This window comes from Bacillus cereus group sp. MYBK220-1 (assembly GCF_051916445.1).
Taxonomy (GTDB): Bacteria; Bacillota; Bacilli; order Bacillales; family Bacillaceae_G; genus Bacillus_A; species Bacillus_A cereus.
Genome location: NZ_JBQAGQ010000001.1, coordinates 264,563 through 279,776 on the forward strand (window position 1 = coordinate 264,563; position 15,214 = coordinate 279,776).

Here is a 15,214-nt window from a genome sequence, read left to right on the forward strand (position 1 = left end):
TTCTTTTCTTATTTTAATTGAAAAATAAAATTTGTTCGAATAATTATTCTACAGCTATATACCTACACTAGCTTTCTTCGTATAATGGAGAAGTATGAATTTTAGATTTGTATTAATTTTACATATTGAGGTGAAAAAGGAATGAATTCGCGGCTAATGGAACTTATTGATGTGAGTACAATAGAAACCATGGCAGAACAATTTTATAAATTAACTAATATATCACATCAACTTCTTGATGCTGAAAAAGAATGTGTTTTTTCATTCGGAATGAATGAGATAAAAAAGAGTAAACTTCCAAAGATTGAAATCCCCATTTTCTTATACAATCAACATTTAGGATCTTTTGTTGTATGGTCCAAAAAAAGTGAAATTTTCAGTTGTCAAAAATACTTTGAAATGCTCTCAAGTTTAATTTTAGATAGCGCAATAAAAGTATTTCAAAGTAAAAATACAACGTTGCTTTCTCAGAAAGAGGAGGAACTACATACGATTTTACAAAACATGCCTGTTATGGTCGATGCGCTTGATTATAATGGAGATTTTGTTTTGTGGAATCGAGAATGCGAAATTGTAACAGGTTATACCGCTGAAGAAATAATTGGAAATCCCAATGCACTGCAATTATTGTATCCTGATCATAATTATCGCCATCAAATACAAAAGAAATTTTTAACTTGTGGAAAAAATTTCAGAGATTGGGAAATGCACTTAACATGTAAAAATGGTGAAATCAAAACAATAATGTGGTCGAATATATCAGAACAGTTTCCTGTAACAGGATATAGTTATTGGGCTGTTGGTGTAGATATTACACATTTAAAAGCGATAGAAGAGCAGTTAAAACAACAAACATCTGAACTGGAATTAATTTTTAAAGCTTTACCAGATTTATGTTTTTTAACAGAAGATGATGGCACAATTATAGATTACAAGGCAGGATCTCCTACAAAGTTTTACGTACCCGCAGAAGCTTTTATGGGAAAAAAATTTTACGAAGTATTACCATCTTCAGTAGCACAGCAGTTTCAGGAAGCCATTAATCAAGTGAAGGAAAAAGGAACGAATGTAATTGTAGAATATCCACTCACACTTAATGGAAGTATTGATTTCTTTGAGGCTAGGTGCTTACCATTATTACATGATAAAATTATGATTATTGTACGCGACATTACAGAGCGAAAAAAGACAGAAGAATTGCTAAATAAATCAGATACGCTTGCAGCAATTGGTCAATTAGCAGCTGGCGTGGCTCATGAAGTAAGAAATCCTTTAACTGTAATTAAAGGTTTTATACAGTTATTTCAAATTAATAAAGAAGATCAAGAAAAATATTTTGATCTTATGCTCTCTGAAATTGAAAGGATAGAAGCAATCCTGCAAGAATTTCTGGCAATTGCTAAAACAGATGAGATAAATACAGAAAAGAAAAATATTTATCAAATTTTTAAAAATGTCGTATCGTTAATGAATACAAAAGCAATTATGACAAATATTCAAGTTGAACTATTTACGGATGACAAAGATATAGTTATTGAATGCTCAGAAAATCAATTGAAACAAGTATTTATTAATATTTTGCAAAATTCAATCGAAGCTATGCCAAATGGTGGGGGAATTTCAATTCACATAAAAGAAATAAATGATGATGGTGTCATCATTCATGTAATAGATGAAGGAATAGGAATACCTGAAGAAAGAATTAAGAGATTAGGTGAACCTTTTTATAGTACGAAAGAAAAAGGGACTGGTATTGGATTAATGTTAAGTTATAAAATTATTGAAAGTCATCAAGGGACAATTAGTATCATGAGCGAGGTTGGTGTCGGGACAACAGTAACTATTTACTTACCGAAAGTACTAAGTAAACAATCTCTTTCTAATTGTGACGACAAATGTATAGCAATACGCACTAGTAGTAATTCTTAAATCAATTAATACCCAATAACAAAGCGATTAGTGAAAACTAAGCTTTTTGTTATTGGGTATTTTTTATATTTAATTTAGTAAACTTTACCTTTTCTTTACCTTTGTTTTAATTTCTATTAAGTTTTAAACATTATATTGATATTTGTACAAAGCAATGTATAGAAATTGCACATTACTTTTAATATAGAAATGTGATTATTATTTGAAATATTGTAAGGAGGAGATTATGACAAGGTGAAAAAGCAAGAGAAGAAAAGTGGTAGAGTAGTACCTCTCCGGTTAAATATTTTATTCCTTTGTGTATTTTTATTATTTTCTGGCATTATTATTCAGTTAGGGAAAGTGCAAATTTTTGATGGAGAAACATATAAAAATGAAGTAGAGAAGAGAGAAAATGCAACCGTTGGTCTTTCTGTACCACGTGGGAAAATATTTGATCGTGAAGGAAATCCAGTAGTTGATAATAAGTCTTTACGTACGATTACATATACAAAGGTGAAAGGTGTAAAGCAAGAAGAAATATTAAAATCAGCAAGACAACTTGCAGACATTATTGAAATGCCGCAAGAAGATATAGACAAGTTAACGGAGACTGATAAGAAAGACTTTTGGATGCAATTAAATCCAGAACTTACTCAAGACTTAGTATCAAAAAAAGAAATAGATAAGTTCCGAGATAAAGATATTACCGGAAAAGAGCTAGACAAAAAAATAGAAGATTTAAAAAGGAAGCGCGTTACAGAAAAAAATCTTCAAGAACTAACGGCTAAAGATATAGAAGTGTTAGCTATTAAAAGTAAAATGACCTCAGGTTTTCAAATGGCACCTCAAATTATTAAAAAGGACGTTAGTGAACAGGAATATGCGGTGATTAGTGAAAATTTAGCGAACCTTCCAGGGGTAGACGCATCAGTTGATTGGGAGAGAATCTATGTAAATGATGGATTATTCCGTTCTGTCCTTGGTAACGTTTCAAATGCTGATGAAGGATTGCCACGTGAACGATTAGATTATTATTTAGTGCGTGATTATAGCCGAAATGATAGAGTTGGCAAAAGTTATATCGAACAGCAATACGAAGATGTACTTCATGGTACAAAAAAAGAAGTAAGAAGCATTGCTGATAAACAAGGAAATACTATTAGAACGGAAACGGTTTCGGAAGGGAAAAGCGGTAAAAATTTAACTTTAACAATAGATATGGAATTGCAAAAAAAAGTAGAGGAGAGCATAGAAAAAATATTAAAACAATATAAAGGATCAGAATCAATGTTAGACCGTGCTTTCGTAGTAATGATGAATCCGAAAAATGGCCAAGTATTATCGATGGCTGGGAAAAGGCTTGTAGAAAAAGACGGGAAAATGGAAGTTGAAGATTATGCTTTAGGTACGCTGACAAGTTCATATGAGCTTGGATCAACGGTTAAAGGTGCGACAGTGTTAACAGGGTTTGAAACAAATGCAATAACTCCTGGAACACATTTTTATGATGCACCTATGAAATTTAAAGGAACTAAGGAAAAGAAGTCTTGGAAAAATTTTGGTGATATAGAGGATCTAAGAGCGTTACAAGTTTCTTCAAACGTTTATATGTTTAATATAGCATTAAAAATTGCTGGCGTGGGTTATGTGAAAAATAGTTCACTAGATATTAAACAAGAATATTTTGATAAAATGAGGTATTATTTCAGGCAATTTGGACTAGGTGTACAAACTGGTATTGATTTACCAAATGAAACTGCAGGGCAAATTGGAAGAAAAGATAATCAGCCTGGTTTCTTATTAGATTATTCTATTGGACAATATGATACGTATACACCACTTCAGCTTGCACAATATATTTCTACTATCGCAAATGGAGGGTATCGAATGAAGCCACAAATTGTTCAAGAGATTAGAGAACAAACCGTTCAAAAAGATGAGGTTGGTAAAGTAGTACAATCAATAGAACCCGTTGTTTTAAATAGAATCGATATGAAACAAGAATATATTAATCAAGTAAAAGAAGGATTTAGAAAAGTATTTCAAGAAGGAGATGGAACGGGAGTAAGAGCGTTCCAAAAAGCACCATATAAACCAGCTGGTAAAACAGGGACCGCACAAACTGTATATGGTGGAGAAAATGAAATTGGGCGAAATGCGAAAGGCGATCGTAGAGAATGTTATAACTTAACATTAGCTGGATATGCGCCATATGATGATCCAGAAGTAGCATTTTCTGTTGTAGTACCGTGGGTTGAAAATGATAAATCGGGCATTAACTCCGATATTGGAAAAGAAGTTTTAGATGCTTATTTTGATTTGAAAAATAAGCGATTAACTGGTGAAGCGCCAAAAACAGATGTCTCTAAAGAGAATTAAAATGTACGAAACGTCTCTAGCATTCCTGTAAACTAGAGGCGTTTTTATCTGGGAATAGATTAGAAATGAGGTATATATGAAGCTGTTTATTCTAAAATATTGGAGGAACATATGTAGCTACATATTCATTATAATAGGGGTTATTTTTATTAATAAGTCCTTTTTATTTTGTATGGTAGAAGGAATTTCGATGCAACCTACTTTGAATGAAAAAGATTATATACTTGTTAATAAGGTAAACGTCTGTTTATCGTCTTTTCATCATGGAGATGTTGTCATTATAAAAAAAGAAGACGAGCCTACTTACTATGTGAAACGAATTATTGGATTATCGGGGGATAACATACAACTAAAAGAGGATGAGGTATTTATTAACGGTAAAAAGCGTGATGAGTCGTATATACATTTAGATATGTCACAAGTATCCAATCGTTTTTCAAATTTTAGAGAAATAAAAGTTCCTACGCATAAATTATTTGTGTTAGGTGATAATCGTAATTATAGTAAAGATAGTAGGAATACACTTGGACTTATTGATGAATCAAATATAATAGGTAAAGTAGAAATGGTATTTTATCCATTTGATCATATAAAATGGATAAAATAATTCTATTAACGATTCACATTTTATAAAATAAATCATATATTGATAGCATAGGACAAGCAAAAACGCTTGTTCTAACCTCACAGAACACTCCTTATCACGGTTAGGCATCTACATAGGTAGATGCTTTTTTTATGTTGATGACTGAAAATTATTTATCAATATAATGTAGCAAGCATATTAGGACTATTAAGGGAAGATTACTTGTACAAATAACAGTATGCTTAATTAAAACAATGAAATGTAAGGAGTGAGGAATAAGTGCTAAATATTTTAGTGGTTAATTTTCCAGCAGAGGGACATGTAAACCCTACATTAAATTTAGTAAAAGCCTTTACTGAACGAGGGGATAACGTACATTATATTACAACGGCAAACTTTAAGGATAGAATTGAAGATTTAGGAGCTACTGTACATACTCATCCGGATCTATTAAAAGAGATTTCTATTGATGCTGAAACCTCATCTGGGTTAAATGCTTTCTTTCATATGCATGTTCAGACTTCTTTATATATATTAGAAATTACGAAACAATTATGTGAAAGTATAAATTTTGATTTCGTAATGTATGATATATTTGGCGCAGGAGAGTTAGTAAAGGAGTATTTACAAGTTCCAGGTGTAGTGTCCTCACCTATATTTTTAATTCCGCCAGAATTTTTGAAGACATTACCTTTTCATCCAAATGCAGATATGCCATTCCAACCAGAGGAAATCTCTGAAAAATTACTAAATCAGATGGAACATAAATTTGGAGTAAAACCAAAGAATAATCTTCAATTTATGAATAATAAAGGTGATGTTTGTCTCGTATACACAAGTCGTTATTTCCAACCTAATAGCGAATCGTTCGGAGAAAATAACATTTTTATTGGACCGAGTATTTCAAAGCGTAAAACAAATATAAAATTTCCACTGGAATCACTTAAAGAAAAGAAAGTTATTTACATTTCAATGGGAACACTGCTTGAAGGACTCGAACCATTCTTTAATACTTGTATTGATACTTTTTCAGATTTTGATGGGATAGTTGTAATGGCAATTGGTGATAGAAATGATATTTCAAAAATAAAGCAAACGCCAGATAATTTTATAATTGCTCCATACGTACCTCAATCAGAAATATTAAATGAAGCAGATGTTTTTATTACACATGGCGGTATGAATAGCGTACACGATGCCATTCATTATAATGTCCCATTTGTAATAATACCGCATGATAAAGATCAGCCTATGATAGCGCAAAGATTAACTGAACTGGAAGCAGCACATAGACTATTGAAAGAACATGTTAATGTGTACACTTTAAAAGAGGCCGTAACAGATGTACTTTCAAATGAAAAGTATAAACATGGTATAAGAAAACTTAATGATAGCTTTTTAGAATGTGGTGGTTCAAAAGAAGCCATTGCAGTTATTGAATCTCTTTTAAATAAAGTAAAACTTTAATTGGTGGGGCTTTACTGCCTGCAAATAGCGGGATAAATAGTCGTAACTGTATACAAGCATAGAGGTTCTCACCTTTATGCTTGTGTATTCTTATCCAGCAAATTGTACAGCAGTATTTGCATGTAAAAAAGCAGTATCAAAAACGGGAACAGTAAGATCATTTTGGGAGATGAGTAAAGGTATTTCAGTGCAGCCTAATAATATACCTTCAGCGCCGTTTTGAATTAATGATTTTGTAATTTGTAATAACCTTTTTTTAGATGTTTCTGAAATGATCCCTCTACTTAATTCATCTAATATGACATGGTGGATAAAAGTTCTTTCCTCGTCATTTGGGATAATTGTCTCAATGTTATATTTCGCTAATCGTGATTTATAGAAATCTTGCTCCATTGTTTGTTTTGTTCCTAATAGTCCGATACGTTTTATATTCTGTTCTACCATTTCTTTAGCACTTACATCACCAATGTGAAGAAGCGGGATAGATATTGCTTGTTCTACCTCCTCGGCAAATAGATGTACAGTATTTGAACACATTAATAAACATTCAGCCCCAGATTTTTCAACTTTCTTTGCAACTGTAACTAGTTCATTTTTCACTTCTTCATATTGATAGTTTTGTAATAAAGTAGTTACTTCACCAAAGTCCATACTATATAAAATTAGCTTCGCATTTTGATCGTATTGAGAGAGTGTAAGTGTATTAATATGTTTATAGTATAATGATGTAGATTCCCAACTTAATCCTCCAATCAAACCAATAACTTTCATAATGCATTCCTCCCGAAACGATTTTGAATTCATTATTTCACAATTCCGATAAGAATACAATGATTTAAATGCGCTATTTAATAAAAAATAAAAATAGTAAGAAAAGTGTTGAAATTTACATTCTTTAGTGCCATAATACGAATTACAAATTAATACTTATCCAGAGAGGTGGAGGGAACGGCCCTAAGAAACCTCAGCAACCCCTATGCAATTTTATAGGAAGGTGCTAATTCCGCAGAGGACACGATGTGTTTTTTGAAAGATAAGAGGATTCTTGAAAGTGAAAGAAAATGACCTCTTATGTAAGAGGTCATTTTTTTGTTGTATAGAAAGGGAGTGTCGATGCATAATTCATTTTTAAATTAAATATAGAGTAATAAAAGTTGACTAATATGAGAGGGGAATTGTCATGAATAAATTATCAACAAAGTTAGTAGTAGCAATCGGTATTGGAGCAGCATTATACGGGATATTAGGACTTTGGGGATTTTCTATTGCACCGAATACATTTATTAAACCAGCATTAGCTATATTAACTGTTTTTGGAGCATTATTTGGTCCAGTGGCAGGACTGTTAATCGGACTTATCGGTCATACCGTAACAGATACGATTGCTGGATGGGGTATTTGGTGGGGATGGGTTATTAGTTCAGGTATTATTGGTTTTTCAATGGGGCTTATTCAAAAAAGAGTTGGTTTTAGTGTGAAAAACGGGTCGTTTAACAAGGGAGATATTTCTTATTTAGCAATTACTGGGCTAGTTGGTATTGTCATTGCTATTATATTTGCTGGGGCATTCGATATTATTGTGATGGGAGAACCATTTGACAAAATTGTTATACAAGTATTAGGAGCAACAATTTCCGATGTCATCGTTTTCTTAGTACTTGGATTGCCACTTACAATTGGTTTGGCGAAATCCAATAAGAAACATACACATTTAAAAATTGAAAAGTAGGGATGTTAACATGCAACCAATTATTTCGTTTGAACAATTCACCTTTCAATATGGGCATGCTGCGCAGCCTACTTTAAGTGATATTACCTTTCATATATACCCTGGGGAAAAAGTGCTAATTGCTGGACGAAGTGGTTCAGGAAAGTCGACATTGGCTCATTGTATAAATGGGCTAATCCCATTTTCTTACGAAGGGAATAGCACAGGTAACGTTTTAATTGCCGGTAAAGACCCAAGGGAAGGAAGTATTTTTGAACAAAGTAAACAGGTAGGAACAATTTTACAAGATCAAGATGCTCAATTTATTGGTCTGACAGTAGAAGAAGATGTAGCTTTTTATTTAGAAAATGAATGTGTAAAGCAAGATAACATGAAAAAGATTGTTTCGGACTCATTAAGAAAGGTGAAGATGCATACGTTTCATAAACAAAGTCCACATGAATTATCAGGAGGTCAAAAGCAAACAGTTTCTCTTGCTGGTTTATTAACAACAAATGCGGATATATTATTGTTCGATGAACCATTAGCGAACTTAGATCCACTAAGCGCCATACATACGATAGAACTTATGAAAGATATACATGAGCAGTATAATAAAACGATTGTTATTATCGAACATAGGATAGAAGAAATTTTAAAACTGGATTTAGACAAAGTTATATTAATTGATGAAGGTAAAGTCATTGCGATGGGAACACCAAAAGAAATCTTAGCGTCAAATATATTACCACGTATTGGCTTAAGAGAGCCTATTTACATCGAAGCATTAAAGAGATTACATTTTGATCGTAATAATGACGTAATATATCCAATGGAAAACCTTCAAAAAGAAAAGGTAAGCAACGTTATAAAAGAGTGGATGGAGAAACAAGTCATATTAGAAAGGAATGCTAAAAACAAGGAATTACTTAAAGTGGAGAATTTATCATTTTCATACCCTAATAAACAAAAAGTATTAGAAAATGTAAACCTTTTAATATATGAAGGAGAAATTGTGGCACTGTTAGGACATAATGGAGCAGGGAAATCAACATTAGCTCATAGTCTTATAGGTATAAACAAAATGAAAAATGGGAAAATTTCGTTAAAAGGTGAAGATATTAGTTCTTGGTCTATTCGTAAACGTGGGGAAATCATATCTTACGTGATGCAAAATCCAAATCATATGATTACACAGTCTACTGTTTTTGAAGAAGTTTCATTTACATTAACATTACATAATTTTTCTAAGGAAGAAATTAAGAATAAAGTAGAAGGGATTTTAAAAATTTGTGGTTTATATCCATTTCGTAATTGGCCAATTCAAGCACTAAGCTATGGGCAAAAAAAGAGACTAACAATCGCATCTGTATTAACAACAAATCCTAAGCTTATCATATTAGATGAACCGACAGCGGGACAAGATTATTATCATTATAAACAATTTATGTCGTTTATTAAAAACCTAGCTAAAAAGGGAATTTCATTTGTTTTTATCACTCACGATATGAATCTCGCGCTAGAATATACAGACCGTGCAGTAGTTCTACATGAAGGGAAAATTATTGCGGATAATACAGTGTTTGATGTATTAGGCAATCAAGAAACGTTACAAAGAGCCAACTTAAGAGAGAGTTCTTTAACCAAGCTTGTTAAATTTAGTGGGATTGCATGTCCAGAAAAATTTATGGAGCTTTATTTAGACAGTAATAGGAGGGAGGAAGGTGCATAGTACATATTTTCATCGTATGGATGGGATAGTGAAATTGTTTTTATTTATTTTTTGTATGACGCTTACTTTTTTGTTTTTTGATTTTCGGGTGTTGCTAATATTATTTATTATTGGGTGTATCGGACTCAGCATTGCTAAAATTCCATTTCGTAAAATTTTAATTGTTTTTAGTGTCATATTTACATTTAGTTTATTAAACTCTGTCATGATTTTATTTATTACACCAACTCATGGATCTGAATTAACTGAATCATATACCGCGTTTTTACATGTTGGATATGCAACGATTACATATGAAACATTATTTTATGCAGCTACACTTTCATTAAAGTATTTTACGTTATTACCATTTACACTTCTTTTTATTTACACGACAGATCCAAGCGAATTTGTAAGTAGCTTAAGTAAACTTGGTATTCATTATAAGATTACATATGCAATAAATATTGCACTACGTTATATTCCTGACATCCAGTCTGAGTATAAAATTATTAAACACGCGCAAGAAGCGAGAGGAGTGGCTTTTGAAAAAGGAGAAGCAAGTTTATGGGTTCGTATGAAGAACCGTGTTTTAATTTTCTGGCCACTAATCATTCATTCTCTAGAAAGAATAGATACAGTTTCAAATGCAATGGATTTAAGAGGATTTGGAAAGAAGGATAAACGTACATGGTTTTATACAAGTAAGGCGAAACGTGAAGATTTCCTTGCTTTATTTGCCGGTATTTTCATATTTATTGTTGCGGTATATTTAAAATTAAACGTATTTCAAAACTTTTGGTATCCATTTTAAAGCACTCTTTAAACGAGTGCTTTTACTTATTTTTATGTAGACATGCTCAAAAAAGGGATATATACATAATGTATAATACGAACCAGTTAAAATGATCAACTACCTATTAGTTTTCAAACCAAAAGGAGGAGAAAATATGAGTTACGGTGGTTCTTGTGGTTTTGGTGGAGGTTTCGCTTTACTAGTTGTGTTATTCATTCTATTAATAATTGTAGGATGCAGCTGCTGGGGCGGAGGATACTAATTTTTAATTAGTCTTCACAAATGTAAACTAAAAAAACATTGAAGATACTTATGTATCGAAACAAATAAAAAAGGAGCAACTATGCTCCTTTTTTATTTGTCTTAATGCGTATTCTTACTATATTTCGGGAACGTAATCGTTAAAGTCGTTCCTTTACTAACGATACTTCGGATTTTTAAACTTCCATGCATCGTCTCAATAATCTTAACAGCAACCATCGTACCTAAACCGGTTCCTTTTGTTTTTGTACTAAAATACGGTTCACCGAATCGATGGATTTGCTCCTGTGACATTCCAACTCCGCTATCTTCAATTCGTATTTCAACTTTACTATTATTGATAGATGAGGAAATATTTAAGGTACCACCATTAGGCATTGCTTCAATACTGTTCTTTATTAAGTTTAAAAAACATTGTTGAAAGTGCTGTTTATTACCAACAATGGTTGCCTCAGAAAAATCCTGTGTAATATGTATCGTATTCATATTACACAATGGCAATATCATATTAATAACTCGATTTAACTCTTGTTTTATTGAAATTTGATCTAATTTTTCTGGAGCAGGTTTGGCAAACGTTAAATAATCATCGATAATTTCTTGGGCACGATTTAACTCTTCAAGTATATGTTTAATATATTCGTCTCTTGACTCAGGAGTTAAATTTGGTGTTTTTAAAAGCTGTGTAAATCCTTTTACAACCGTTAAGGGATTCCTTACTTCGTGCGATATACTTGCAGCGAGTTGGCTAACAATCTCCATTTTTTCCATTTTAATTAATTTTGAGCGCATTAATACAGCATCTTTTATAACTTCATTTATATAAACAATAAATAACATTAAAGTAGTCGGTAATACCATGAAATAAATAATATACAAATTATTCACTTCAAAATCTGATAAAGTTAATACAATTAAAGTTGTAAATATTGCTAGGAAAAAGGTTAAAAACATGGAAAAAGCTACTTTAAGTTTTCTATTATATGTATTAAATTTTGAAGATGCGAGTGCTGTAACGATGAACATTATTCCGTAAACAACGACTGTTAGCATGTTAAAGCCATAAAATAAAAATCTTGTAATTAATAAAATTGTAAACAATATGATACCGACAGGGAATCCACCATAAAGCGTACCTATTATGACCGGAATTTGTCTTAAATCATGAATACAACTTTCATCCATATAGATAGGGTATCGCATACATAAAATAAGCGGGATACTAGAACAAAGGGTAATCAGTAATATTTTGTATTTTTTCAAATAATGCCTGCTATCATATATGAAATAAAAAACAAATATACTACATAAAATGTATAGAAGATTATTTAATACGTTTTGATTAATATAAACAAAGTCCATAATATTTGCCTCGTTATTCTGAATTTACTTAACATATGTATTATACATAATAACATATGTTAAGGTGAATAAACCTTGTTAATACAAGATTTGTTTGGCTTTTTGTTATAAAATACAAACATTTTGAAAACGTTAGCTATCCAAAGATACTTTTACTAAAATTTTTTACTCCTTCTTCCTGCATGTTCGGTAAAACATGAGAATAAATCCTAAGAGTTAATGAATACACGGAGATTTCAAAGAGTTGTAGACAAGTTTTCCAATTGGGATACAGCTGAAGAATTGTGTAAGGCAGCGAGGGATAAAAAAGAAATAATTCCAGTAAGGGTTTATTTGGGAGGTGGTTTTAAAACTGATGTTGTCGAGTACATGCGGTAGTAAAAGGGAGATGGACATATGAAAAAAGTAGAAATTGATGTTAGTAGCAACAAACTTTTAATAGTTTAGGATGGAAATGTAACAGTAGTCAATCCACCAATGAGCGGATTTGGTGAGCAAGTCGCGGTTTAGATAAACGGTAAGGTTGATCGTGTAGATACTAAGTTTACTGAAAAGATAAAATGATTATTTTTAGAAAGATACCCAGACGGATTTAGTCGAGAAGCTAGTCAAAATCGCGTAGATGTGAAGTGAAAATCGTAAAAAAAAGAGTCATGAGCGGAAAGGCTCATAGCTCTTTGTATAAGGGTAATGGTTTTATAGGTAAATATTATTATTAAATTCTAAAAAATTCAATGTTAGTAAATTAATTGGTATGTGATTTGGGTTTTATAGAAAGAGATCAGCTAACAACAGCTAGCTGATCTGCAGGTTCTGTAAGACAAAACAGAAAAGAATATTAACAGAATATAGAGGTTTATCCTGGTTGTTTGAACGTAGTTAAAGAAAGAATATCACATACTATCAATTTTAATAAAAACTATCTGTGGCTTTCACTTCTTTATTTTATTCACAAATAGTTCCAGTAGCTATTCCGGTTGGAGCGACACCTACTGGGACATTAGTGATAACAGTATTCGTAGCAATATCAATAACGGAAACAGTATTACTAGCTTGATTTGTAACATATGCTCGAGTGCCATCAGGTATGATAGTTACTTGATCAGGGGATAAACCAACAGAAATTGTATCGATCACAGTATTTGTCGCCACATTTATTACCGATACATTATTGCTAACTTTATTTACAACGTAAATAAGGTTTCCACCCGGTGTAATATCTATGCCAACAGGTTCAGTACCTACGTTAATTGTATTAATAACTGCATTGGTAGCGGTGTTAATAACAGAAACCGTATTGCTGTTTTGATTCGTGACATACGCACGAGTACCATCTAGTGTAAACACGATTATTCTAGGACGAATACCAACAGGGATGGTAGCAATAACTGTATTGGTAGCAGTATTAATGACAGAAATTGTGTTGCTTAATTCGTTTGCAACATATGCAAGGGCACCATTTGGGGAAACAGTAATCCCTTGTGGAGCGATGCCAACAGGAATGGTATTAATAACTGTGTTTGTTGCCGCATTAATGACAGAAACCGTATTATTACCATGATTTCCAACATAAACAGTTGTGTTATTTGGAGAAACAGCTACACCTATTGGATTAGTTCCAACAGGAATGGTAGCGATAACAGTATTAGTAGCAGTATCAATAACGGAAACAGTATTAGAAAAAATATTAGTAACATAAGCACGAGCTCCATTTGGTGAAACTGTTACTTCAAGTGGTGCATTACCTACAGTAATTGTATCAACTACTATATTTGTTCCGGTGTTAATTACAGATACTGTATCATTTGTAGGGTCATCTATGAGTCCTGCATTTGTAGCATATACTAGGAAATTACATGCAGGTCCGGTTGGCCCAGTAGGTCCGGTCGGTCCAGTAGGTCCCGGTGGACAATCACAATCTCCAGTAGGTCCCGGTGGTCCTTCCGGCCCTTGGATTCCTTGCACTCCTTGAGGTCCAGTGGCTCCTGGTGGTCCTTCCGGCCCTTGAATACCTGACACACCTTGAGGTCCAGTGGTTCCCGGTGGTCCTTCCGGCCCTTGAATACCTGGCACACCCTGAGGTCCAGTGGATCCTTCCGGCCCTTCCGGTCCTTGAATTCCTTGTACACCTTGAGGTCCAGTGGGTCCCGGTGGTCCGGGAATTCCCATTCCGGTCCCTGAACCAGTAGGTCCCGGTGGTCCCGGTGGCCCTTGAATTCCTTGTACGCCTTGAAGTCCTTGAGGTCCCGGTGGTCCTTCCGGCCCCTGAATACCTGGCACGCCTTGAGGTCCAGTGGATCCTTCCGGCCCTTCCGGTCCCTGAATACCTGGCACACCTTGAGGTCCCGGTGGTCCTTCCGGCCCTTCCGGCCCCTGAATACCTGGCACGCCTTGAGTACCCTGAGCTCCTCTAGGTCCAGGAAATCCTCTAGGTCCAGTGGCTCCAGTCGGCCCGGGTGTTCCGATGTTACTTAATAGCGAACTATTCAAGATTCCTTGTAAAATTAAGTTGAAAGTTTGTTGTAATAAGGGGTCCGATATATTTGAACAACTTATAAGTGAAGACAAGCTTTGGAATAGAAATTGGAATAATGCTGAGATTTGAGTGAGAGATGCGGTAGGTAAAGAATTAATTAATTGGTTTATAGTTCTTATAACTAAATTTCTATTTGGTGTATTTGGTTGTATTGCTATTAATAAATCATTTAATGCCTGTAATGCTGATTGGAGTATTTGTATAGTTGTTGGATTTGGTGTTGTGAAAAAAGAAAGGATGGCTTGATTTAATTGATTTATTATTTGCAATAATTCTTGTTGTTGAGAATTCGAGAAAAAAACAGGTGTACAGCAATTACTTTGATCACAAGGGGATATAGAAATAAAGCAGGGTTGCTGAAATTTATCACACGAATTTTGGGAATTTGATTTTCGATTATATCTCATAAATACCTCCTTTTAAAAAATGAATATTAAGTAATTTTTGATAAATTATTAGCAACTGAGTTTGTAGGTATATGTTTAATGTGAAATGTT

11 protein-coding genes, 2 pseudogenes and 1 riboswitch are annotated in these 15,214 nt (G+C 33.1%); of the genes and pseudogenes, 9 read left to right on the forward strand and 4 right to left on the reverse strand.

The genetic code is table 11. The features are described 5' to 3' along the window. Positions 1-141: 141 nt before the first annotated feature. From ACTFRU_RS01310 to ACTFRU_RS01325, 4 genes are all read left to right on the forward strand, one after another. Positions 142-1,929 (forward strand): PAS domain-containing sensor histidine kinase, encoded by a 1,788-nt coding sequence (locus ACTFRU_RS01310; protein WP_016122581.1) that lies wholly within the window; start codon positions 142-144, stop codon positions 1,927-1,929. Positions 1,930-2,163: 234 nt separating this feature from the next. Further along, entirely contained in the window at positions 2,164-4,290 is a 2,127-nt protein-coding gene (locus ACTFRU_RS01315; protein WP_440037411.1) for a peptidoglycan D,D-transpeptidase FtsI family protein, read from the forward strand. A gap of 76 nt (positions 4,291-4,366) precedes the next feature. Continuing rightward, on the forward strand, positions 4,367-4,897 hold the full coding sequence (gene lepB / locus ACTFRU_RS01320) for a signal peptidase I (protein ID WP_440037412.1): 531 nt from the start codon (positions 4,367-4,369) through the stop codon (positions 4,895-4,897). Between the two features lie 258 nt (positions 4,898-5,155). Then, positions 5,156-6,343: a macrolide family glycosyltransferase gene (locus tag ACTFRU_RS01325; RefSeq protein WP_006915255.1), complete on the forward strand. Its 1,188-nt coding sequence runs from the start codon at positions 5,156-5,158 to the stop codon at positions 6,341-6,343. 90 nt (positions 6,344-6,433) lie between these two features. Here ACTFRU_RS01325 and ACTFRU_RS01330 read toward each other — a convergent pair whose 3' ends face one another. Next, positions 6,434-7,114, reverse strand: a complete 681-nt coding sequence (locus tag ACTFRU_RS01330) for an aspartate/glutamate racemase family protein (RefSeq protein WP_000864374.1) — start codon at positions 7,112-7,114, stop codon at positions 6,434-6,436. 153 nt (positions 7,115-7,267) lie between these two features. Next, positions 7,268-7,383: riboswitch (SAM riboswitch) on the forward strand. A gap of 140 nt (positions 7,384-7,523) precedes the next feature. Between ACTFRU_RS01330 and ACTFRU_RS01335 the strand changes: the two genes are divergently transcribed. The 4 genes from ACTFRU_RS01335 to ACTFRU_RS01350 all read left to right on the forward strand — a co-directional run bounded on the left by ACTFRU_RS01335 (position 7,524) and on the right by ACTFRU_RS01350 (position 10,820). After that, positions 7,524-8,072: an ECF-type riboflavin transporter substrate-binding protein gene (locus ACTFRU_RS01335; protein ID WP_001038210.1), complete on the forward strand. Its 549-nt coding sequence runs from the start codon at positions 7,524-7,526 to the stop codon at positions 8,070-8,072. Between the two features lie 10 nt (positions 8,073-8,082). Continuing rightward, the gene (locus ACTFRU_RS01340) at positions 8,083-9,783 is read left to right on the forward strand and encodes an ABC transporter ATP-binding protein (protein ID WP_049107914.1); all 1,701 of its coding nucleotides are present in this window, start codon (positions 8,083-8,085) and stop codon (positions 9,781-9,783) included. Next, positions 9,776-10,576 carry an energy-coupling factor transporter transmembrane component T family protein gene (locus tag ACTFRU_RS01345; RefSeq protein ID WP_006915341.1) on the forward strand — a complete coding sequence of 267 codons (801 nt, stop codon included), beginning with the start codon at positions 9,776-9,778 and terminating at the stop codon, positions 10,574-10,576. The genes ACTFRU_RS01340 and ACTFRU_RS01345 overlap by 8 nt, the downstream gene beginning before the upstream one ends. 136 nt (positions 10,577-10,712) lie before the next feature. Further along, complete coding sequence (locus ACTFRU_RS01350; RefSeq protein WP_000120182.1) at positions 10,713-10,820, forward strand: YjcZ family sporulation protein; 108 nt, start codon at positions 10,713-10,715, stop codon at positions 10,818-10,820. 101 nt (positions 10,821-10,921) lie between these two features. Here the strand turns inward: ACTFRU_RS01350 and ACTFRU_RS01355 are convergent, their stop codons facing one another. Together ACTFRU_RS01355 and ACTFRU_RS01360 are read right to left on the reverse strand one after the other, a co-directional pair. Next, positions 10,922-12,181 carry a sensor histidine kinase gene (locus ACTFRU_RS01355; protein ID WP_001987738.1) on the reverse strand — a complete coding sequence of 420 codons (1,260 nt, stop codon included), beginning with the start codon at positions 12,179-12,181 and terminating at the stop codon, positions 10,922-10,924. A 136-nt stretch (positions 12,182-12,317) separates the two neighbouring features. Beyond that, a pseudogene (locus tag ACTFRU_RS01360) lies at positions 12,318-12,404 on the reverse strand (tyrosine-type recombinase/integrase); the annotation flags it as partial. A 173-nt stretch (positions 12,405-12,577) separates the two neighbouring features. Here ACTFRU_RS01360 and ACTFRU_RS01365 point away from each other — a divergent pair. Beyond that, positions 12,578-12,691, forward strand: a pseudogene (locus tag ACTFRU_RS01365) (DUF3954 domain-containing protein). 435 nt (positions 12,692-13,126) lie between these two features. Here the strand turns inward: ACTFRU_RS01365 and ACTFRU_RS01370 are convergent. After that, positions 13,127-15,124 (reverse strand): YVTN family beta-propeller repeat protein, encoded by a 1,998-nt coding sequence (locus ACTFRU_RS01370; protein ID WP_049107915.1) that lies wholly within the window; start codon positions 15,122-15,124, stop codon positions 13,127-13,129. Positions 15,125-15,214: the final 90 nt, after the last annotated feature.

Bases quoted from the DNA above. Each gene is read 5' to 3' on its own strand.
- ACTFRU_RS01310 (WP_016122581.1), top strand. From the start codon at position 142: ATGAATTCGCGGCTAATGGAACTTATTGATGTGAGTACAATAGAAACC.
- lepB (WP_440037412.1), top strand. From the start codon at position 4,367: ATGAAGCTGTTTATTCTAAAATATTGGAGGAACATATGTAGCTACATA.
- ACTFRU_RS01330 (WP_000864374.1), bottom strand. From the start codon at position 7,114: ATGAAAGTTATTGGTTTGATTGGAGGATTAAGTTGGGAATCTACATCA.
- ACTFRU_RS01335 (WP_001038210.1), top strand. From the start codon at position 7,524: ATGAATAAATTATCAACAAAGTTAGTAGTAGCAATCGGTATTGGAGCA.
- ACTFRU_RS01340 (WP_049107914.1), top strand. From the start codon at position 8,083: ATGCAACCAATTATTTCGTTTGAACAATTCACCTTTCAATATGGGCAT.
- ACTFRU_RS01350 (WP_000120182.1), top strand. From the start codon at position 10,713: ATGAGTTACGGTGGTTCTTGTGGTTTTGGTGGAGGTTTCGCTTTACTA.
- ACTFRU_RS01355 (WP_001987738.1), bottom strand. From the start codon at position 12,181: ATGGACTTTGTTTATATTAATCAAAACGTATTAAATAATCTTCTATAC.
- ACTFRU_RS01370 (WP_049107915.1), bottom strand. From the start codon at position 15,124: ATGAGATATAATCGAAAATCAAATTCCCAAAATTCGTGTGATAAATTT.